General features: G+C 43.0%; 15 protein-coding genes. 13 read left to right on the top strand and 2 right to left on the bottom strand.

Annotated features, from left to right (window positions below):
• Positions 1 to 1,710 carry a DNA internalization-related competence protein ComEC/Rec2 gene (locus BN1067_RS12155; RefSeq protein ID WP_267893618.1) on the top strand — a complete coding sequence of 570 codons (1,710 nt, stop codon included), beginning with the start codon at positions 1 to 3 and terminating at the stop codon, positions 1,708 to 1,710.
• Between the two features lie 108 nt (positions 1,711 to 1,818).
• Here BN1067_RS12155 and BN1067_RS12160 read toward each other — a convergent pair whose 3' ends face one another.
• Complete coding sequence (locus BN1067_RS12160) at positions 1,819 to 1,953, bottom strand: YqzM family protein (protein WP_026569888.1); 135 nt, start codon at positions 1,951 to 1,953, stop codon at positions 1,819 to 1,821.
• Positions 1,954 to 2,276: 323 nt separating this feature from the next.
• On the opposite strand from BN1067_RS12160, the gene holA reads away from it, so the two are divergent.
• Positions 2,277 to 3,329: a DNA polymerase III subunit delta gene (holA, locus tag BN1067_RS12165; protein ID WP_053219110.1), complete on the top strand. Its 1,053-nt coding sequence runs from the start codon at positions 2,277 to 2,279 to the stop codon at positions 3,327 to 3,329.
• Positions 3,330 to 3,630: 301 nt separating this feature from the next.
• Here holA and rpsT read toward each other — a convergent pair whose 3' ends face one another.
• A complete protein-coding gene (gene rpsT, locus BN1067_RS12170) occupies positions 3,631 to 3,897 on the bottom strand; it encodes a 30S ribosomal protein S20 (protein WP_053219111.1) in 267 nt (88 codons plus the stop codon).
• A gap of 170 nt (positions 3,898 to 4,067) precedes the next feature.
• Here rpsT and gpr point away from each other — a divergent pair, with 170 nt between their 5' ends.
• The 11 genes from gpr (at position 4,068) to BN1067_RS12225 (ending at position 17,029) form a co-directional block, all read left to right on the top strand.
• On the top strand, positions 4,068 to 5,168 hold the full coding sequence (gene gpr / locus BN1067_RS12175) for a GPR endopeptidase (protein WP_053219112.1): 1,101 nt from the start codon (positions 4,068 to 4,070) through the stop codon (positions 5,166 to 5,168).
• Positions 5,169 to 5,267: 99 nt separating this feature from the next.
• A complete protein-coding gene (gene spoIIP / locus BN1067_RS12180) occupies positions 5,268 to 6,467 on the top strand; it encodes a stage II sporulation protein P (RefSeq protein WP_324777893.1) in 1,200 nt (399 codons plus the stop codon).
• Between the two features lie 11 nt (positions 6,468 to 6,478).
• On the top strand, positions 6,479 to 6,808 hold the full coding sequence (locus BN1067_RS12185; protein WP_053219113.1) for a hypothetical protein: 330 nt from the start codon (positions 6,479 to 6,481) through the stop codon (positions 6,806 to 6,808).
• 189 nt (positions 6,809 to 6,997) lie between these two features.
• Positions 6,998 to 8,812 carry a translation elongation factor 4 gene (gene lepA, locus BN1067_RS12190; protein WP_053219114.1) on the top strand — a complete coding sequence of 605 codons (1,815 nt, stop codon included), beginning with the start codon at positions 6,998 to 7,000 and terminating at the stop codon, positions 8,810 to 8,812.
• A gap of 174 nt (positions 8,813 to 8,986) precedes the next feature.
• Positions 8,987 to 10,144: a radical SAM family heme chaperone HemW gene (hemW, locus tag BN1067_RS12195; RefSeq protein ID WP_053219115.1), complete on the top strand. Its 1,158-nt coding sequence runs from the start codon at positions 8,987 to 8,989 to the stop codon at positions 10,142 to 10,144.
• Between the two features lie 77 nt (positions 10,145 to 10,221).
• The gene (hrcA, locus tag BN1067_RS12200) at positions 10,222 to 11,253 is read left to right on the top strand and encodes a heat-inducible transcriptional repressor HrcA (protein WP_053219116.1); all 1,032 of its coding nucleotides are present in this window, start codon (positions 10,222 to 10,224) and stop codon (positions 11,251 to 11,253) included.
• Positions 11,254 to 11,417: 164 nt separating this feature from the next.
• Positions 11,418 to 11,978, top strand: coding sequence for a nucleotide exchange factor GrpE (grpE, locus tag BN1067_RS12205; protein WP_053219117.1), 561 nt, complete (start codon positions 11,418 to 11,420; stop codon positions 11,976 to 11,978).
• 30 nt (positions 11,979 to 12,008) lie between these two features.
• Entirely contained in the window at positions 12,009 to 13,838 is a 1,830-nt protein-coding gene (dnaK, locus tag BN1067_RS12210; RefSeq protein WP_053219118.1) for a molecular chaperone DnaK, read from the top strand.
• 208 nt (positions 13,839 to 14,046) lie between these two features.
• Complete coding sequence (gene dnaJ, locus BN1067_RS12215) at positions 14,047 to 15,171, top strand: molecular chaperone DnaJ (RefSeq protein WP_053219119.1); 1,125 nt, start codon at positions 14,047 to 14,049, stop codon at positions 15,169 to 15,171.
• A 145-nt stretch (positions 15,172 to 15,316) separates the two neighbouring features.
• Positions 15,317 to 16,273, top strand: coding sequence for a 50S ribosomal protein L11 methyltransferase (gene prmA, locus BN1067_RS12220; RefSeq protein ID WP_053219120.1), 957 nt, complete (start codon positions 15,317 to 15,319; stop codon positions 16,271 to 16,273).
• Complete coding sequence (locus BN1067_RS12225; RefSeq protein WP_053219121.1) at positions 16,274 to 17,029, top strand: 16S rRNA (uracil(1498)-N(3))-methyltransferase; 756 nt, start codon at positions 16,274 to 16,276, stop codon at positions 17,027 to 17,029.

The raw sequence follows: 17,029 nt of genomic DNA on the forward strand, positions 1-17,029 counted from the left end.
ATCAAAACAAACAATTCTCAAATCAGTTCTTTTTCGGCTGCCTGGTTAAATGCACTCTTGATAGGGGAAGATACGCAGCTTCCGGATGAGCAATTGGATAGGTTCCGAAAGTGGGGGATTTCCCACTTGCTTGCGATATCTGGTTTACATGTTGGCCTGATAATCGCCCTTTTTTATTTTCTTGCTGTGAAAACGGGATGGCTCACGAGAGAGTCAATCCAATCTTGTATAATGGTGTTCCTGCCTCTTTATGCGGTTTTGGCTGGTGGAGCCCCTTCCGTATGGCGTGCCGCTTTATTAGCTATTTTCCTCCTAATCGGTAATAGGCTCAAACTTAACCTCTCCCTTACTGATTGTCTTAGCCTCGTTTTTATCGGTTTGATGATTGGGGATCCCCGTCTCATCTTGCAAATAGGCTTTCAATTTTCCTACCTCGTCACTTTTGGTTTACTACTTTCCAAACAAATTCTGGCCAAACCTTATTCTTGGCTATACACAAGCATGGCTGTCAGCCTCATTGCTCAGCTGACCATTCTCCCGGTTCAGCTAGACAATTTTTATTTTTTTCAACCGCTTTCCGTCCTGGTCAATCTTTTAATCGTCCCTTATTTTACTGGATTTGTGATGCCTTGCCTGCTTACTTTGGAATTCTCCGTTCTCCTTTTTCCTCCGCTCGCCACTATGCTCGATACATTGTTTGTCCGGGTCCACAATCGATTCTTGCTGTTTCTGGAACATCTTGATCTAGGCTTCGATTATTCTTGGTTTACCGGGGATTTTCCAATGGTTATGTATTACCCTTACTTTTTTCTGCTGATTGTATTAATGGCAAATTTGGCTGACGAAAAGCGAATAAGGGCACTGATCTCCGGCCTGATGATCGTTGTTTTGCTTGTTGGAATATCTATTGTTCCATATACGAATCCTAACGGAAAGGTCACGATGCTTGATGTCGGACAAGGGGATTGTTTTGTTGTCGAGCTGCCGTACCGTAAAGGAGTTGTCGTAATCGATGCTGCTGGAAGTGCAGCCGCTGATTTTCATTCTCCTACAGATAAAATATATGAACAAGTAATCAAGCCTTATTTGCATTATAGAGGGATAACTACGCTGGACGCTTTATTTGTCACGCATGATGATTTAGACCACGATGGCAGTACTGCTTATTTATTGAAAGATTTTCAAGTGGAAAAGTTTTTTGTTAATCCATATTATACTGTAAATAGTCGGAACAAAAATGCTTTAGTTAAGAGGGAAATCAAGACGTTTCGGTTAGATGCCGGGCAATCGGTTACAGTTGGCGGACAAACATTTCATGTATTGTCTCCTTCTCAAGACAAACGGGACTCTAATGAAAATTCGCTTGTATTATTATCGGAACTCGGAGGAAAACGATGGCTGTTTACAGGAGATATAGGAGAGAAGACAGAAAAGGCGATGTTGCAGGCATATCCTATGCTGGACATCGACGTGTTAAAAGTGGCTCATCATGGCAGTAAAACATCGACTTCTGCAGCCTTTTTAGAGCAAACGACGCCTGAAGTGGGATGGATATCGGCGGGACGAGGGAATCGTTATGATCACCCCCATCAGGAAGTAGTGAAAAAGCTCGGTCAGTCGGGGGTCAAGGTAATGCGGACGGATAAACGTGGATCGATATGGTACTCATTTTACAAGGATCATGGAACGTTTTATTCCTTTTTTCCATAACATAATCATGTAACAAGACGCATTGTGATGTTTAACAACACACAGTAATGCAAGCAATGAAAAAAGAGACTGCATCAAACAGTCTCTTTCCTTACGTACCATACTTAATCAGGATCCGATCACTTTTGCAAAGACTCCAATAAAGAAGATGATGAAAAAGAACAGGAATGAGAAAATGAACCCTTTACCAGAATCAATTACATCATTATTTTTGGATTGGACATCTCTTTCGAATTCGTTCACATTAACCCCTCCTATAACAGTTTTAGTATAAGACATTCCAGCTAAAAAATCCACTTTTGATTGTAATTTAACTCGTTTAAATGTACTTACCTTTGTTAGCAAGACTTAACACCCATATATAAAGATTAAATGGCTAATCTATACCCAAGAGCAAAATGCCGCAGGCAGAGCAGTTTCCCGGGGCTGTTATGCCGGCGTTGATATAGATTGCTTTTTCCTTAAGGAGAAGACAGCTTGTCTGTTTTCTCCTTCCTGTCATGATATCTGCTTGCAACAAAGGCTTTTTCGTTTTACGATGGTTTTACGAGGATGGAGTGAACAGGATGAACTATTTTGAAGTATTGAAAGAGATAAAAAGCAAGCATTTTTCTCCAGTATATTTATTATATGGAACGGAGTCCTATTTAATACAGGACATACGTCAGCAGCTTTTGATGAAGGCCTTGACAGAAGAAGACAGGGAAACGGGAATCACTACATATGATTTAACCGAAACTTCGATTCAGGAAGTGATTGAAGACGCAGAAACCTACCCGTTTCTTAGTGAAAGGAAAGTGATCATTGCCAACAATGCCGTATTTTTAAAGGCGAAACCAGAAAAGGTCGCCGTCGAGCATAACCTGGATGTTCTTCAAACTTATTTAGCAGCTCCGGCAGAATATACCATCCTGGTGATTATTGCTCCTTTCGAAAAAATAGATGAGCGTAAAAAAGTAACGAAAACGCTAAAGCAGCAAAGTGCATTCATTGAATGCCAGCCGATCAGAGATTGGGATCTTCCCAAATGGATTCAGACGCTGGCTAAGAATGCAGGGGTGGCGATTGAAGAGGATGCTTTTGATATTATTGGACAAGAAGTCGGCGCCAATTTACTTATGTTGAAACAAGAAATAGATAAGCTGGCGCTTTATGCGGGAGAAGAAGGCAGAATAACGAGAGAAATTACAGAGAAGTTAATTGCGCATAATGCTACAACTTCCGGACTCAAACTGGTAGATGCCGTCATTGAAAAGGACTTAAGCAAGGCTGTTCATATATACAAAGATCTCGAAAAAGCGAACGAAGATCCGATTGCCCTTGTCGCTTTACTTGCATCTCAATTCCGAACGGTGATGCATGTGAAGGTATTACAGAGAAAAGGGTATTCGCAAAAGCAGATGGCCCAGCAGTTGAAGGTCCATCCTTATGTGGTGAAGATGTCGCAGAAGCGGGAAAAAAGCTTCACTTTGGAAGAATTACAGGAGATTATCCATATTTTCACGGAAACAGATACCCAGATCAAACAGGGAAAAATGGATAAATCTCTTTCCTTCGAGCTGCTGCTCTACCAAATCATTCATCACCGGCAAAACAAAACAGTAAGAGCGAGTAAGTAATTGGCAAAAGGGCGGTTCATCAGTGTATGGACAGCTTTTTTGTTCTTTGTTATGTGAAAAAACGCTCTATACCAAGTATCGCAGTGTGCAGAGTAAAAAAATCCAAAATCACACATTTGCCAGAGAACCTAAAAAACATCAGCGTCATGTTACGCTGATGTTTTTTTATTAGGAAGGAGGTACTTTATTGATTGAAGCTCCTCTTCCAAGCAATTTATTATGTCGTTATCCTGCTGATTAATGGAAAATAAAAACGATCCTGCGTCAGGATCGTTTGTGTTGGTCATAAATCAGCATTCCATTATGCTCCGAGTTCGTTAACGCTTTTTGCGAGACGAGCTTTTTGGCGATTGCCTTTGTTTTTGTGTACGATCCCTTTTTGAACAGCTTTGTCAATTTTATGAGTAGCAGTCTTAAGGGCTGCTTTCGCATTTTCGACATCATTGCTATTAACAAAGTTTTCTACACGCTTAATCTGTGTACGCATATCTGTTTTGAAGGATTGGTTGCGCAAGTGGTGATCGTTGTTTGTACGGACACGTTTAATTGCAGATTTGATATTAGCCATTTAGTTTCACCTCCATAGAAAACATCTCTATTAAGTTCATTTAGAACAAGAGCCATTTTACCAAAGCGTCAGCCGCTTTTCAATAGCTATCTTTCAGTATAAACGATATTTCGTATGATTAACAGTAAAACCGGCAACCCTAATCGTAAAAAAAGGGAGGCCGTAACATCATGAACAACGACGATCAAAACATGTATCAGGTCCGAACCGATTTAGCTGTCGAAGCAAAAGATATGTATGTTGAAAAAGAGAATACAGATGAAAGCACGATAAAGGGCGTAACCACCAAAGAAAGGCAGGAAGGTGAGGATACGATCACCTATGTTCAAATAGATGAAACAGGGGCACAAGCACTCGGCAAAAAGGCGGGAAACTATGTCACGATTCATTCCGAGTCAGTAAAAAAACAGGATTCGAAAAGCCAGGAACAGACGGCCAAAGTTTTGGCAAAAGAAATGGGAGAATTGATTAAACAGAGTAAAATTCCTCAGGATGCAACCTGCCTGGTAGTGGGGCTTGGGAATTGGAATATTACCCCGGATGCTCTCGGTCCGATGACGGTAGAAAAAATCATGGTCACCAGTCATTTGTTTAACTTGCATCCGGAGTATGTAGAGGAAGGCTATCGTCCCGTTTCGGCCATGACTCCAGGGGTTATGGGCGTAACAGGGATTGAAACGAGTGATATTATCTTCGGATTGATCAATCAAGTGAAACCGGACTTTGTCATAGCTGTTGATGCCTTGGCTTCCAGATCGGTAGAACGCGTAAATGCTACGATTCAAATATCGGATTCAGGTATACACCCAGGCTCCGGAGTAGGAAACAAACGGAAAGAAATCAGTAAAGACGCTCTAGGAATACCGGTGATAGCAGTAGGCGTCCCTACTGTCGTCGATGCCGTCACGATAACAAGTGATACAATTGATTACCTGCTCAAGCACTTCGGGAGGGAATTCAGGGAAAAAGACAAGCCCTCAAAAGCCTTGACCCCTGCTGGGTTGTCTTTTGGAAAGCGAGAGTTAACAGAAGAGGACCTCCCTGGGGAAGAGCAAAGAAAAGCGGTATTAGGAATGGTGGGAGGTCTTTCCGAGGAGGAAAAACGCTCACTTATTAAAGAAGTACTAACACCATTGGGACATAATTTAATGGTGACACCGAAAGAAGTCGACGGTTATATGGAGGACATGGCACATCTCATTGCATCCGGTCTGAATGCCGCCCTCCATGAAAATATAAATGTGAAAAACTTTGGCTCCTATACCCGCTGATTTCTTTTAGACAAGCTACGGAAAATTAGATGTTCTACTTTATCCTGTCTCTTCATAGATTCTATTAAAGATGATAGAAAAGACAGGAAGGATGGAACCATGAAGAAGCCGATCCGGAAAACGACAACCATACATGAATTTGTGAACAGAACAAAGCCGTGGTATCGAAACGGCAGTATGCTCATTATAAGTATAGCGGCTTTGTTCCTTTTTATAGGAGTGCTAACAACGATTCAACCTGCCTACAGGCTGTCCTCGGGCACCATCACGGAATGGACAAGACAAATTAAAGGTTCCTCATTCCTTTACCTAGTAGGAATGGAGAACAGAGTGTTCGAAAGTGCATTCCCAGACGACTATCAGCCATTAGATACATCTGATTTGGCTTTTCGGTTTACCACCAGTTTAAAACCGGAAGATCCACGGAGTCTGCTCGGCAATGAACTGCCTGGATTTCAGCAATTTGATCGGGTCATCCTGGTTGCCGGAGAAGGAACGAATTACACGAACCTAACAGTTGAATCTTCTGCACCCTTGGATGTAGTCCTGGAGGAAAGGGAAGCTTCTCTTCCGGAGGAAAAAGTGTCGGAAGAAGCCGATGAGAAAGAAAAGGAAGAACAAACCAGTCAGCCGACAACAGGGGATAGGAAAGTGGTGTTCATTTATAACACCCATAATCGGGAGTCGTTCCTGCCGCATTTACCAGATGTCGATAATCCGAATGAAGCGTTCCATGCTGAAGTCAATATTACTAAAGTGAGTGATGAATTGAAAAATCGTCTGGAGGAGCATGGTGTCGGCACCCAAGTAGACCATACGGATAATACAGGTGAACTGCAGAAAAAGGGCTGGGATTATACTGCGGATTCCTATCGTGCATCGAAGCCGGTGGTAGAGGCTGCACTGGCAGACAACAAAGATCTGGATTTTGTGTTCGATCTTCACCGGGACGCTATGGGAAGAGACGTGACAACGAAAAAGATAGACGGAAAAAATTATGCGAAAGTCATGTTTGTGTTAGGAAGAGAAAATGTGAATTACGAAAAGAATCTTCAGCTCGCCAATGAGCTTCATAATTTGATGGAAGAAAAATATCCCGGGTTAAGCAGAGGTGTTGAGAAATACGGCGGACCGGGAAGGAATGGCGTTTACAATCAGGATGTTTCGGACAATGCCCTGACAATCGAATTTGGCGGTGTCGACAATAATATGGATGAACTGTACCGTTCTGCAGCGGCTTTGGCAGAAGTCTTCAGCGATTATTATTGGGATGCAGAAAAAGTTCAGGCAAATCCTTAGGAGGTGCGCCGATGGCAAAGGTTTTTTTCACTTTATTCGTTATGGTGCTGTTGTTTCTGTTTGGGATGCTGACGGGAATCAACCAAGTTTCTGAAGAACCAGTGGGAGAAGGGTCAGGTAATGGACAAAACATCCGTTTAGTCTCCGAAAAAGAAAAAGTTCCTTTAGTAACCGTTCAAGAACCGGAAGAGGATTCTATTCTGGCTGCCAGCAAAGACTATGAGCCGGTCAAGGAGACTCATTTGACGCAAAAGCTGGCGGCTTCCCTCGGGAGTTTCTTGAGCTGGTTCTACAATCAGATGATCGCTGCCATTTATCAGCTTGTCCAAGTATTTTTTTAAAATGTGATTGGAGCTGTAGGTGACGTTTTTTCAAAAAGGATAGCAGGTAGTGAAACGCAAGAAAATCTGTCGCAAACGGTCTGTTGTCACTTATTTGCCCCTAACATCTTTGTTTTCGTTGAATGTATCGCTTCCTACTGCTATAATCAATGCTAGTTATTGTTGCTCGACAAATAGGAGTGATCATCATTGGTTAATGCAAGAAATCAAAATAGGGTACGTAATTTTTCCATTATCGCCCATATTGATCATGGAAAATCGACGCTTGCCGACAGAATTTTAGAAAAGACTAAAGCACTTACTTCCCGTGAAATGAAAGAGCAGTTTCTCGATGCCATGGACTTGGAACGGGAACGGGGAATCACCATAAAATTAAATGCCGTTCAGTTAAAATATCAACGGAATAATGGAGAGGAATATTTATTCCATCTAATCGATACACCTGGTCACGTCGACTTTACATATGAAGTGTCGCGAAGCTTGGCTGCCTGTGAAGGGGCCATTCTGGTGGTGGATGCTGCACAGGGAATAGAGGCCCAAACGCTGGCTAATGTGTACCTGGCTCTTGACAACGATTTGGAAATTATTCCGGTGATCAATAAAATCGATTTACCGAGCGCCGACCCGGAAAGAGTAAAAAAAGAAATTGAAGATGTAATTGGCATTCCCGCAGATGATGCTATCCTTGCCAGCGGTAAATCGGGAATCGGAATCGACGAGATACTCGAGCAAATCGTAGAGCGAATCCCTGCTCCGCCGGGAAATGCTGAAGAGCCATTAAAGGCTTTGATCTTCGACTCCTTGTATGATCCATACCGTGGAGTTATCGCCTATATTTGTGTGAAAGAAGGATCTGTCAAAGTAGGCGACAAGATTAAAATGATGGCAACCGGAAAAGAATTTGAAGTGAACGAACTGGGAGTATTCAATCCGAAACCGTTCCCTCAGGATGAATTAACGGTAGGAGATGTAGGGTATTTAACTGCATCGATTAAAAACGTCGGCGACAGCCAGGTCGGTGACACCATTACACTGAGTGAAAATCCTGCTTCCGAAGCGCTGCCTGGATACAAACGATTGAACCCGATGGTTTTTTGCGGCATGTATCCTGTGGATGCAAATAATTACAATGATTTACGCGAAGCGCTGGAGCGCCTCGAATTGAATGATTCATCTTTGCAATATGAGGCGGAAACTTCCCAGGCATTAGGATTCGGTTTCCGTTGTGGATTTCTGGGCATGCTGCACATGGAAATCATCCAGGAACGGATCGAGAGAGAGTTCAATATTGAATTGATTACCACTGCTCCAAGTGTTATCTATCAAGTCGCTTTGACAGATGGAGAAGAGATCGAAGTAGATAATCCTTCGGTTATGCCTGATCCGCAAAGTGTTCAGGAAGTGCGGGAACCATACGTGAAAGCAACTGTCATGGTGCCCAACGATTACGTGGGAGCTGTTATGGAACTTTGTCAAAAGAAACGCGGCGATTTCATTGACATGCAGTATTTAGATGATGTCAGAGTGAATGTGATCTATGACATACCACTGTCAGAAATCGTGTACGACTTCTTTGATCAATTGAAATCCCAGACGAAAGGGTATGCCTCGTTTGATTACGAGTTGATCGGCTACAAGCAATCCAATCTGGTGAAGATGGATATTCTGCTTAATGGAGACACGATCGACGCACTTTCGTTCATCGTTCATAGGGATTTTGCTTATGAACGCGGGAAACAGATTGTCGATAAGTTGAAAAATTTGATCCCGAGACAACAATTCGAGGTGCCTGTTCAGGCGGCTATCGGTAACAAGGTGGTTGCTCGTTCTACCATTAAAGCAATGCGGAAAAACGTGCTTTCAAAATGTTATGGAGGGGATATTTCCCGAAAGCGTAAGCTCCTGGAAAAGCAAAAAGAAGGGAAAAAGCGGATGAAGATGGTAGGCTCTGTAGAAGTACCGCAAGAAGCCTTCATGTCCGTGCTCAAAATGGATGAGGAATGACCCGTGTAACGAACCATGCTTAATGAAGATGACGGGGAACTTTCAGTTATTCGATTCATTGATATAAAGACATGCCCATAACGGAATATATAGAAGGAGCTGTTCTTTCCTGGAACAGCTCCTTCACTGATAATCAACAAGATTAGCTACAAAAGTAGAGAAGGAGCGACACAAATGGTCCAATCCGTTTATATCCATATCCCTTTTTGCCAACAAATTTGCCATTACTGTGATTTTACGAAGTTTTTCTATAACGAACCACTTGTAGATGAATATCTCGACGCTTTGGAGAAGGAAATGTCCACCTACATTAACGACCCCAAACAGCCGATGAAAACAATTTTTGTAGGCGGCGGAACACCTACAGCATTAAACAGCAGCCAGCTGGAAAAGCTGCTCAAAATGATCGATAAGTATTTTGAAGTCGGGTCTTGCGAGGAATATTCCTTCGAAGCAAACCCCGGGGATCTGGATGATGAAAAAATCAAACTTCTAAAGCATTATGGGGTACGGCGAATTTCCATGGGGGTCCAAGTATTTGATGATGACATGCTGGAATTTATCGGAAGGGTCCACCGTGTGAAAGATGTCTACCAGAATGTGAACGCCTTGAAAAAACATGGTTTCCAAAACATCAGCATCGATTTAATTTACAGCCTGCCCAATCAGACACTGGAACATTTTGAACGGACACTTCAGGAAGCATTATCCTTTCAGCTTCCTCATTACTCTGCTTATTCTTTGCAAATCGAGCCAAAGACCGTCTTTTATCAACGATATAAGAAGGGGAAGCTGCATAAGCCGCCGGAAGAAGCAGAAGCAGATATGTACGAGCTTTTAACAAAGCAAATGGAGAACCATGGGATTAAACAGTATGAAATAAGCAACTTTGCCAAACCTGGTTTTGAAAGCCGACACAATCTTACGTACTGGAATAATGAGCATTATTATGGAATGGGCGCTGGCGCTCATGGTTATTTACCTGGTAAACGAACAGTCAATCTTCGCCCATTACCGGCATATGTAAAGCAGGCGCTAACAGATGGTAAACCGGTGCTTCACACAGAACCGATTGGTCTGAAAGAGCAGCTTGAGGAAGAAATGTTCCTCGGACTCCGCAAGCGTCAAGGAGTTTCTAAGCAGATTTTCCAAGAGAAATACGGCCGGAATATAGATCAGTTATACGGGGATGCAATCAAACAATTGAAAAACAAAGGATGGATTACCGAGAAATCGGGGTTCCTAAGGCTGACATCGGAAGGTTTGTTGTTTGGAAACGAAGTATTTCAAGAGTTTCTTCTGAGTGATGAAACACTGGAGCTTACTTATTGACAAGGAACAATCGATTTGATAATTTAATAGTAGATTTAGCACTCGCTACTAAAGAGTGCTAACAGGGGTGATCATCGATGTTATCAAATAGACAGTTGCTCGTATTACAAGTTATTATTGATGAATTCATCACTACTGCACAACCCATAGGTTCCAGGGCAATTGCAAAGAAGGACGAAGTGACCTTCAGTTCCGCCACGATTCGGAACGAAATGGCCGATTTGGAGGAAATGGGGTTTATTGAGAAGACGCATTCTTCTTCAGGCAGAGTGCCGTCTGAAAAAGGGTACAGGTTTTATGTCGACCACCTTCTTTCGCCCTTTTCTCTTTCCAATTCCGAATTGGAAATTATAACGCATACCTTTGAAGAGGAAATGCTGGAATTTGAACGGGTTGTGCAAAAGTCGGCCGGTATTCTTTCAGATTTGACAAACTATACGTCTATCATTCTTGGGCCTGAAGTTTTCGAAACAAAGCTGAAACAGCTGCAAATTATCAGTTTGACGGCCAATACAGCTGTCGCGATCCTGGTTACCAATACAGGTCATGTGGAACATCGGTCTTTCAATGTATCACACGAGATCAACGCGGCCGACTTGGAAAAACTGGTCAATATACTGAATGACAAACTGGCAGGTGTGCCGATTATCAAGCTGCAAGAAAAATTGAAAGCAGAAGTATCGGCGTTACTGCGGGCACATACGCGTGATTATCAGACAGCCTATCATTATTTAAATGGAGCTCTGTTTGACGATCATCCGGTGAAGCTTTATGTGGGCGGAAAAACCAACATACTGATGCAGCCGGAATTTAAAGATGTGGAAAAAATAAGGTCTCTGTATTCGATGATGGAACAGGAAGAGTTGGTTGCGAGCCTTCTCCGCACCGAAAAAGATGGAATCAAGGTATCCATCGGGCAGGAGAATAAACTGGATGCCATGCAGGATTGCAGTTTGATTACCGCTACTTATTCGATCGGCGACAAGCAAATGGGAACTTTGGCTTTGTTAGGTCCGACAAGAATGGAATATTCCAGGGTGATCAGTTTGCTGAATGTACTTTCCAAACGCTTGACCAATACTTTCCACTCCCTGTATGAAACAGATTAATCACGGGTATAGCTGATATGATGGGAAGCAGTTTTCCCATCCCTTCTTTGTGTGCAGACAAAATTGTTTGCCGCAAATTCAAACGAATTCATTTAACCCATCCCATTTTCATGATATATTCTACAATGGTTATGATGGGAGAGGTTGCTTAGGAGGTGACAATCGTGGAAGAAAAAGATCAGGAAAAACAGGAACAAGAAGTAGTGGAAGAACCTGAACAAGAACTGGTAGAAGACCAGGAAGATGCAGGTGAACAAGAAACCGACCAGCAGGCCGCTCAGGAAATTGAAGCGTTAAAGAAGGAAAAAGATGAGGTTTATCAACGATTGTTGAGAATACAAGCTGAGTATGATAATTTCCGTAAACGGACGCAAAAAGAGAAAGAGGCGGACCTAAAGTATAAATCCCAAACACTTGTAACCGAATTGCTCCCTGTTGTCGATAACTTTGAAAGAGCGCTGGATACAGTGCCTGACGACGAAACGGCTGCAGGATTTGTGGATGGGATTAAGATGGTTTATCGCCAGCTTAAAGATGCCTTGGAAAAAGAGGGCGTTGAAGAGATTAAAACAGAGGGTGAAGTGTTCGATCCGACTGTTCACCAGGCAGTTATGCAGGTGGAAGATGATCAATACGAATCCAATGTAGTAGTACAAGAATTGCAAAAAGGCTATTTACTGAAAGACCGGGTTATCAGGCCGGCCATGGTAAAAGTCAATCAATGACTACATACGCTGTAAAGGAGGAAATTAGACATGGGAAAAATTATTGGAATTGACTTAGGAACAACAAACTCTTGTGTAGCAGTAATGGAAGGTGGAGAATCCAAGGTAATCCCGAACCCTGAAGGTAACCGTACAACTCCTTCTGTTGTTGCATTCAAGAATGGTGAAAGACAAGTTGGAGAAGTCGCCAAACGTCAGGCGATAACGAATAAAAACACGATTCAATCAATCAAACGCCATATGGGTACAGACTACAAAGTGGAAATTGAAGGAAAAGAGTACACACCGCAGGAAATGTCTGCGATTATTCTACAGTATATCAAATCTTATGCTGAAGACTATCTAGGAGAAACTGTCGATAAAGCGGTCATTACTGTTCCTGCTTATTTCAATGACGCGGAACGCCAAGCAACAAAAGATGCGGGTAAAATCGCCGGTCTTGAAGTAGAGCGGATCATCAACGAGCCAACTGCAGCTGCTTTGGCTTATGGTATTGATAAAGATGACCAAGACCAGACTATTCTTGTTTATGACTTAGGTGGCGGTACTTTCGACGTATCGATTTTGGATATTGGCGAAGGCACATTCGAAGTTGTATCGACTGCCGGGGATAACCGCCTTGGTGGTGACGATTTTGACCAGGTAATCATCGACCACATGGTCGCAGAATTTAAAAAAGAAAATGGTATCGACCTTTCTCAAGATAATATGGCGTTACAACGTCTGAAAGATGCTGCCGAAAAAGCGAAAAAAGATCTATCAGGGGTTGCGCAAACACAAATTTCCCTTCCGTTCATCACAGCTGGCGATGCAGGTCCTCTCCATTTGGAAATGAACCTGACGCGTGCAAAATTCGATGAATTGTCTGCCGGACTTGTGGAGCGTACGATGGGACCAACCCGCCAGGCGTTAAAGGATGCAGGAATGAGCGCAGGAGAAATCGACAAAGTGCTTCTAGTGGGTGGATCAACTCGTATCCCTGCTGTGCAAGAGGCCATCAAAAAAGAAATCGGAAGCGAGCCATCTAAAGGTGTTAACCCTGATGAAGTAGTAGCGCTAGGTGCTGCTATCCAGGGCGGCGTGCTTCAAGGCGATGTCAAGGATGTAGTATTGCTTGACGTTACTCCACTTTCTTTGGGTATTGAAACAATGGGCGGCGTAACGACCAAATTGATTGAACGGAATACTACTATTCCAACCAGCCATTCTCAAGTATTTTCGACTGCAGCGGATAATCAAACAGCAGTGGATATTCACGTACTTCAAGGGGAGCGTGAAATGGCCGCTGATAACAAAACATTAGGCCGTTTCCAATTGACCGATATCCCACCAGCGCCACGAGGTGTGCCGCAAATCGAAGTTTCCTTCGATATTGACGCTAATGGTATTGTAAACGTACGTGCAAAAGATCTAGGTACCAACAAAGAACAATCTATTACCATCAAATCTTCTTCCGGTCTTTCTGATGAAGAAGTGGAGCAAATGGTCAAAGATGCTGAAGCGAATGCAGAAGCAGACAAGAAGCGTCGCGAAGAGGTAGAGCTTCGCAACGAAGCAGACCAGTTGGTCTTTACAACAGATAAGACAATCAAAGATCTTGGTGACAAGGTTTCCGAAGATGAAAAACAAAAAGCGGAATCCGCTAAAGAAGAATTACAAAAGGCGCTTGAAGAGGGCGACTTAGAACAAATCAGAACGAAAAAAGATGCCTTGCAAGAGCAAGTGCAAGCCCTATCGGTGAAGCTATACGAACAAGCACAAGCCGAAGCCCAAGCTCAACAAGGTGAAGGCGGCCAGGAAGGCGAAGATGTAGTGGACGCCGATTATGAAGAAGTAGACGACGATGAGGAGAAAAAATAAGCAATTGATATAAGGACGTGTAAAAAAGTCAAAGTCAGGATCCCCTTGGCTTTGGCTTTTTACACTTATACGGATTAATAGCACCTATTCATCAAGCTTCTATTAGTTAATTGCCCCTTTTATCTACACATGCAAGAATTTGCTCGGTAACAGAAAATAATGTTATGATAAACTTTATGCTATAGAGATTCGGGAGAGTGATCTTCAAGTGAGTAAACGAGATTATTATGAAATACTTGGCGTCTCCAAAGACGCTTCAAAGGATGAAATAAAAAAAGCATACCGGAAATTGGCGCGAAAATATCATCCGGACGTAAACAAAGAGTCTGATGCAGCCGATAAATTTAAAGAAGCAAAAGAAGCATATGAAGTACTGGGTGACGAACAAAAGAGAGCGCAATATGACCAGTTTGGACACGCAGGACCACAGAACCAGGGATTCGGCGGATTCGGCGGTGCCGAAGATTTCGGCGGATTTGGCGATATTTTCGATATGTTCTTTGGCGGTGGCGGCAGAAGACGTGATCCGAATGCACCTAGGCAAGGTGCGGATTTACAGTACACCATGACGCTGGATTTTGAGGAAGCCATTTTCGGAAAAGAAACAGATATTGAAATTCCGCGGGAAGAAACATGTGATACATGCCATGGATCTGGTGCAAAACCAGGAACTGAACCGAAAACATGTTCACATTGTAATGGTTCAGGTCAATTAAATATGGAACAAAACACTCCGTTCGGCCGAGTCGTCAATAAACGCGTCTGTCATTATTGTCAAGGAACTGGGAAAATCATCCCTGATAAATGCAGCACTTGTGGCGGAACAGGGAAAGTGAAAAAACGGAAAAAAATCCACATCACTATTCCTGCTGGAATTGATGAAGGACAACAAATACGCGTATCGGGACAAGGTGAGGCAGGAGTCAATGGCGGACCTCCTGGAGACTTGTATGTCGTCGTTCAAATACGTTCGCATGAATTTTACCAGCGTGAAGGCGACCACATTTTCTGTGAAATGCCGATTACTTTTGCTCAAGCAGCATTAGGAGACGAGGTCGAGGTTCCAACCGTACACGGTAAAGTCAAGCTGAAGATTCCTGCTGGAACCCAAACTGGAAAGACTTTCCGCCTGAAAGGGAAAGGTGCACCGAATGTCCGTGGTTATGGACAAGGAGACCAGCATGTGAACATCCGCGTGGTGACTCCGACCAACCTTACAGACCGTCAGCAGGAAATCTTGCGTGAGTTTAATGACATCAGTGGAAATCAGCCAACGGATGAACAACATGGAACGTTCTTCCAGCGTGTAAAACGCGCCTTTAAAGGGGAATGACGATTAGCAATGCAATCTGGCGGGAAGGTACATGTTATGTAACTTCCTGCCTGATTTTTAGCTAGTAACCAGCATGACCTTACATAATATTTGAAAATCAAGGCTTGAATGTCAGGCTTTATTTCTGAAGAAGCGGGTGATTCCAGTGAAGTGGTCAGAAATTACAATTCATACTACAAATGAGGCAATAGAACCGATTTCCAATATTCTTCATGAAGCAGGTGCAAGTGGAGTAGTCATTGAGGATCCCAGGGATTTGGTAAAAGAAAGGGATACCTTTTATGGGGAAATTTATGAACTCAATCCAGATGACTACCCTGAAGAAGGCGTTTATGTAAAAGCTTACTTGCCTGTGAACAGCTTTCTTGGGGAAACAGTAGAAGAGATCAAGCAGGCGATCAATAATCTGCTTGTTTATGACATTGATGTCGGCAGGAATAAAATTACGGTAAGCGAAGTTCATGAAGAAGAATGGGCGACTGCTTGGAAGAAGTATTATAAACCGGTGAAAATATCGGAAAAAGTGACCATCATACCGACTTGGGAGGAATACACTCCGGTATCGAGCGATGAAATTATTATCGAACTGGATCCGGGTATGGCTTTTGGAACCGGCACACATCCTACAACTGTTTTGAGTGTACAAGCGCTTGAGCGATTCGTCTCGGACGGGGACAAAATACTTGATGTCGGTTCCGGTTCCGGTGTTTTAAGCATTGCATCCGTTTTATTAGGAGCGGAGCAGGTCAAAGCTTATGATTTAGATGAGATTGCTGTGAAAAGCACGGTGCTCAATGCTAAACTGAATCGGGTAGAAGATAAAATTGAATCCAAGCAAAATAACTTATTGGACAATGTAACCGAAAAAGCTGACATGATTGTTTCCAACATTCTCGCTGAAATTATTATCCGCTTTGTCAAAGAAGCGTATGATTGCTTAAAGCCAGGCGGAATCTTTATTACTTCCGGTATCATTCAGGCTAAAAAGCAAATGGTAAGACAGGAGTTGGAAAATAGCGGATTTGACATAATGGAAGTTAATCAAATGGAAGATTGGATTTCTTTCATAGCAAAAAAACCGGAAGCAAAGCAGGTGCTATAAGTGCAGCGATACTTTGTACCAGAAGAAGGATGGCAGGACAATATGGTCACGATTACTGGAGAGGATCGGCATCATATCGATCGGGTAATGCGGATGCAGCCAGGCGACGCTATTATTTGTAATACTCCAGAAGGCCGGGCTGCCGTCTGTACGATTACCGCCATATCTGATGAGTATGTTTCTGTTTCTATCGATGAGTGGCTTGACGAGTCGAAAGAGCTGCCTGTACATATCACAATCGCTCAGGGACTTCCTAAAGGAGACAAGCTGGAAGTCGTACTTCAAAAGGGAACCGAGCTTGGAGCTTCAGGCTTCATCCCTTTTCAGGCTGGACGTTCGATTGTAAAGTGGGATAATAAAAAAGCGGAAAAAAAACTGGTTAGATACAGAAAAATAGTGAAAGAAGCAAGCGAGCAATCGCATCGCACGATCGTACCAGACGTAGAAACTGTTGTCGGTTTTGACGGTCTTATAAAACAAAGCGAGAACTATTCAGTGAAAATATTCGCCTATGAGGAAGAGGCCAAAACAGATGATTATCAAGGCTTGGGCGCAATTCTTGCGCGTCTGGAACCCGGGCAAAATATCTTGGCTTGTATTGGTCCTGAAGGCGGGTTTACAATAGAAGAAGCAGAATCCTTGAAATCTCACGGTTTTCAGCCGGTAAGACTTGGACCACGCATACTTAGAACAGAGACTGCCCCTTTGTATTTGCTGGCGAGTATTTCGTATCATTTTGAAGAATTGAGGTGTTGA

The sequence above is a fragment of the Virgibacillus senegalensis genome (genome assembly GCF_000821245.2).
Lineage (GTDB): Bacteria > Bacillota > Bacilli > Bacillales > Amphibacillaceae > Sediminibacillus > Sediminibacillus senegalensis.

Coding starts and splice junctions, on each gene's coding strand:
- holA (WP_053219110.1), top strand. CDS start 2,277: ATGAACTATTTTGAAGTATTGAAAGAGATAAAAAGCAAGCATTTTTCT.
- rpsT (WP_053219111.1), bottom strand. CDS start 3,897: ATGGCTAATATCAAATCTGCAATTAAACGTGTCCGTACAAACAACGAT.
- gpr (WP_053219112.1), top strand. CDS start 4,068: ATGAACAACGACGATCAAAACATGTATCAGGTCCGAACCGATTTAGCT.
- spoIIP (WP_324777893.1), top strand. CDS start 5,268: ATGAAGAAGCCGATCCGGAAAACGACAACCATACATGAATTTGTGAAC.
- BN1067_RS12185 (WP_053219113.1), top strand. CDS start 6,479: ATGGCAAAGGTTTTTTTCACTTTATTCGTTATGGTGCTGTTGTTTCTG.
- hemW (WP_053219115.1), top strand. CDS start 8,987: ATGGTCCAATCCGTTTATATCCATATCCCTTTTTGCCAACAAATTTGC.
- hrcA (WP_053219116.1), top strand. CDS start 10,222: ATGTTATCAAATAGACAGTTGCTCGTATTACAAGTTATTATTGATGAA.
- dnaK (WP_053219118.1), top strand. CDS start 12,009: ATGGGAAAAATTATTGGAATTGACTTAGGAACAACAAACTCTTGTGTA.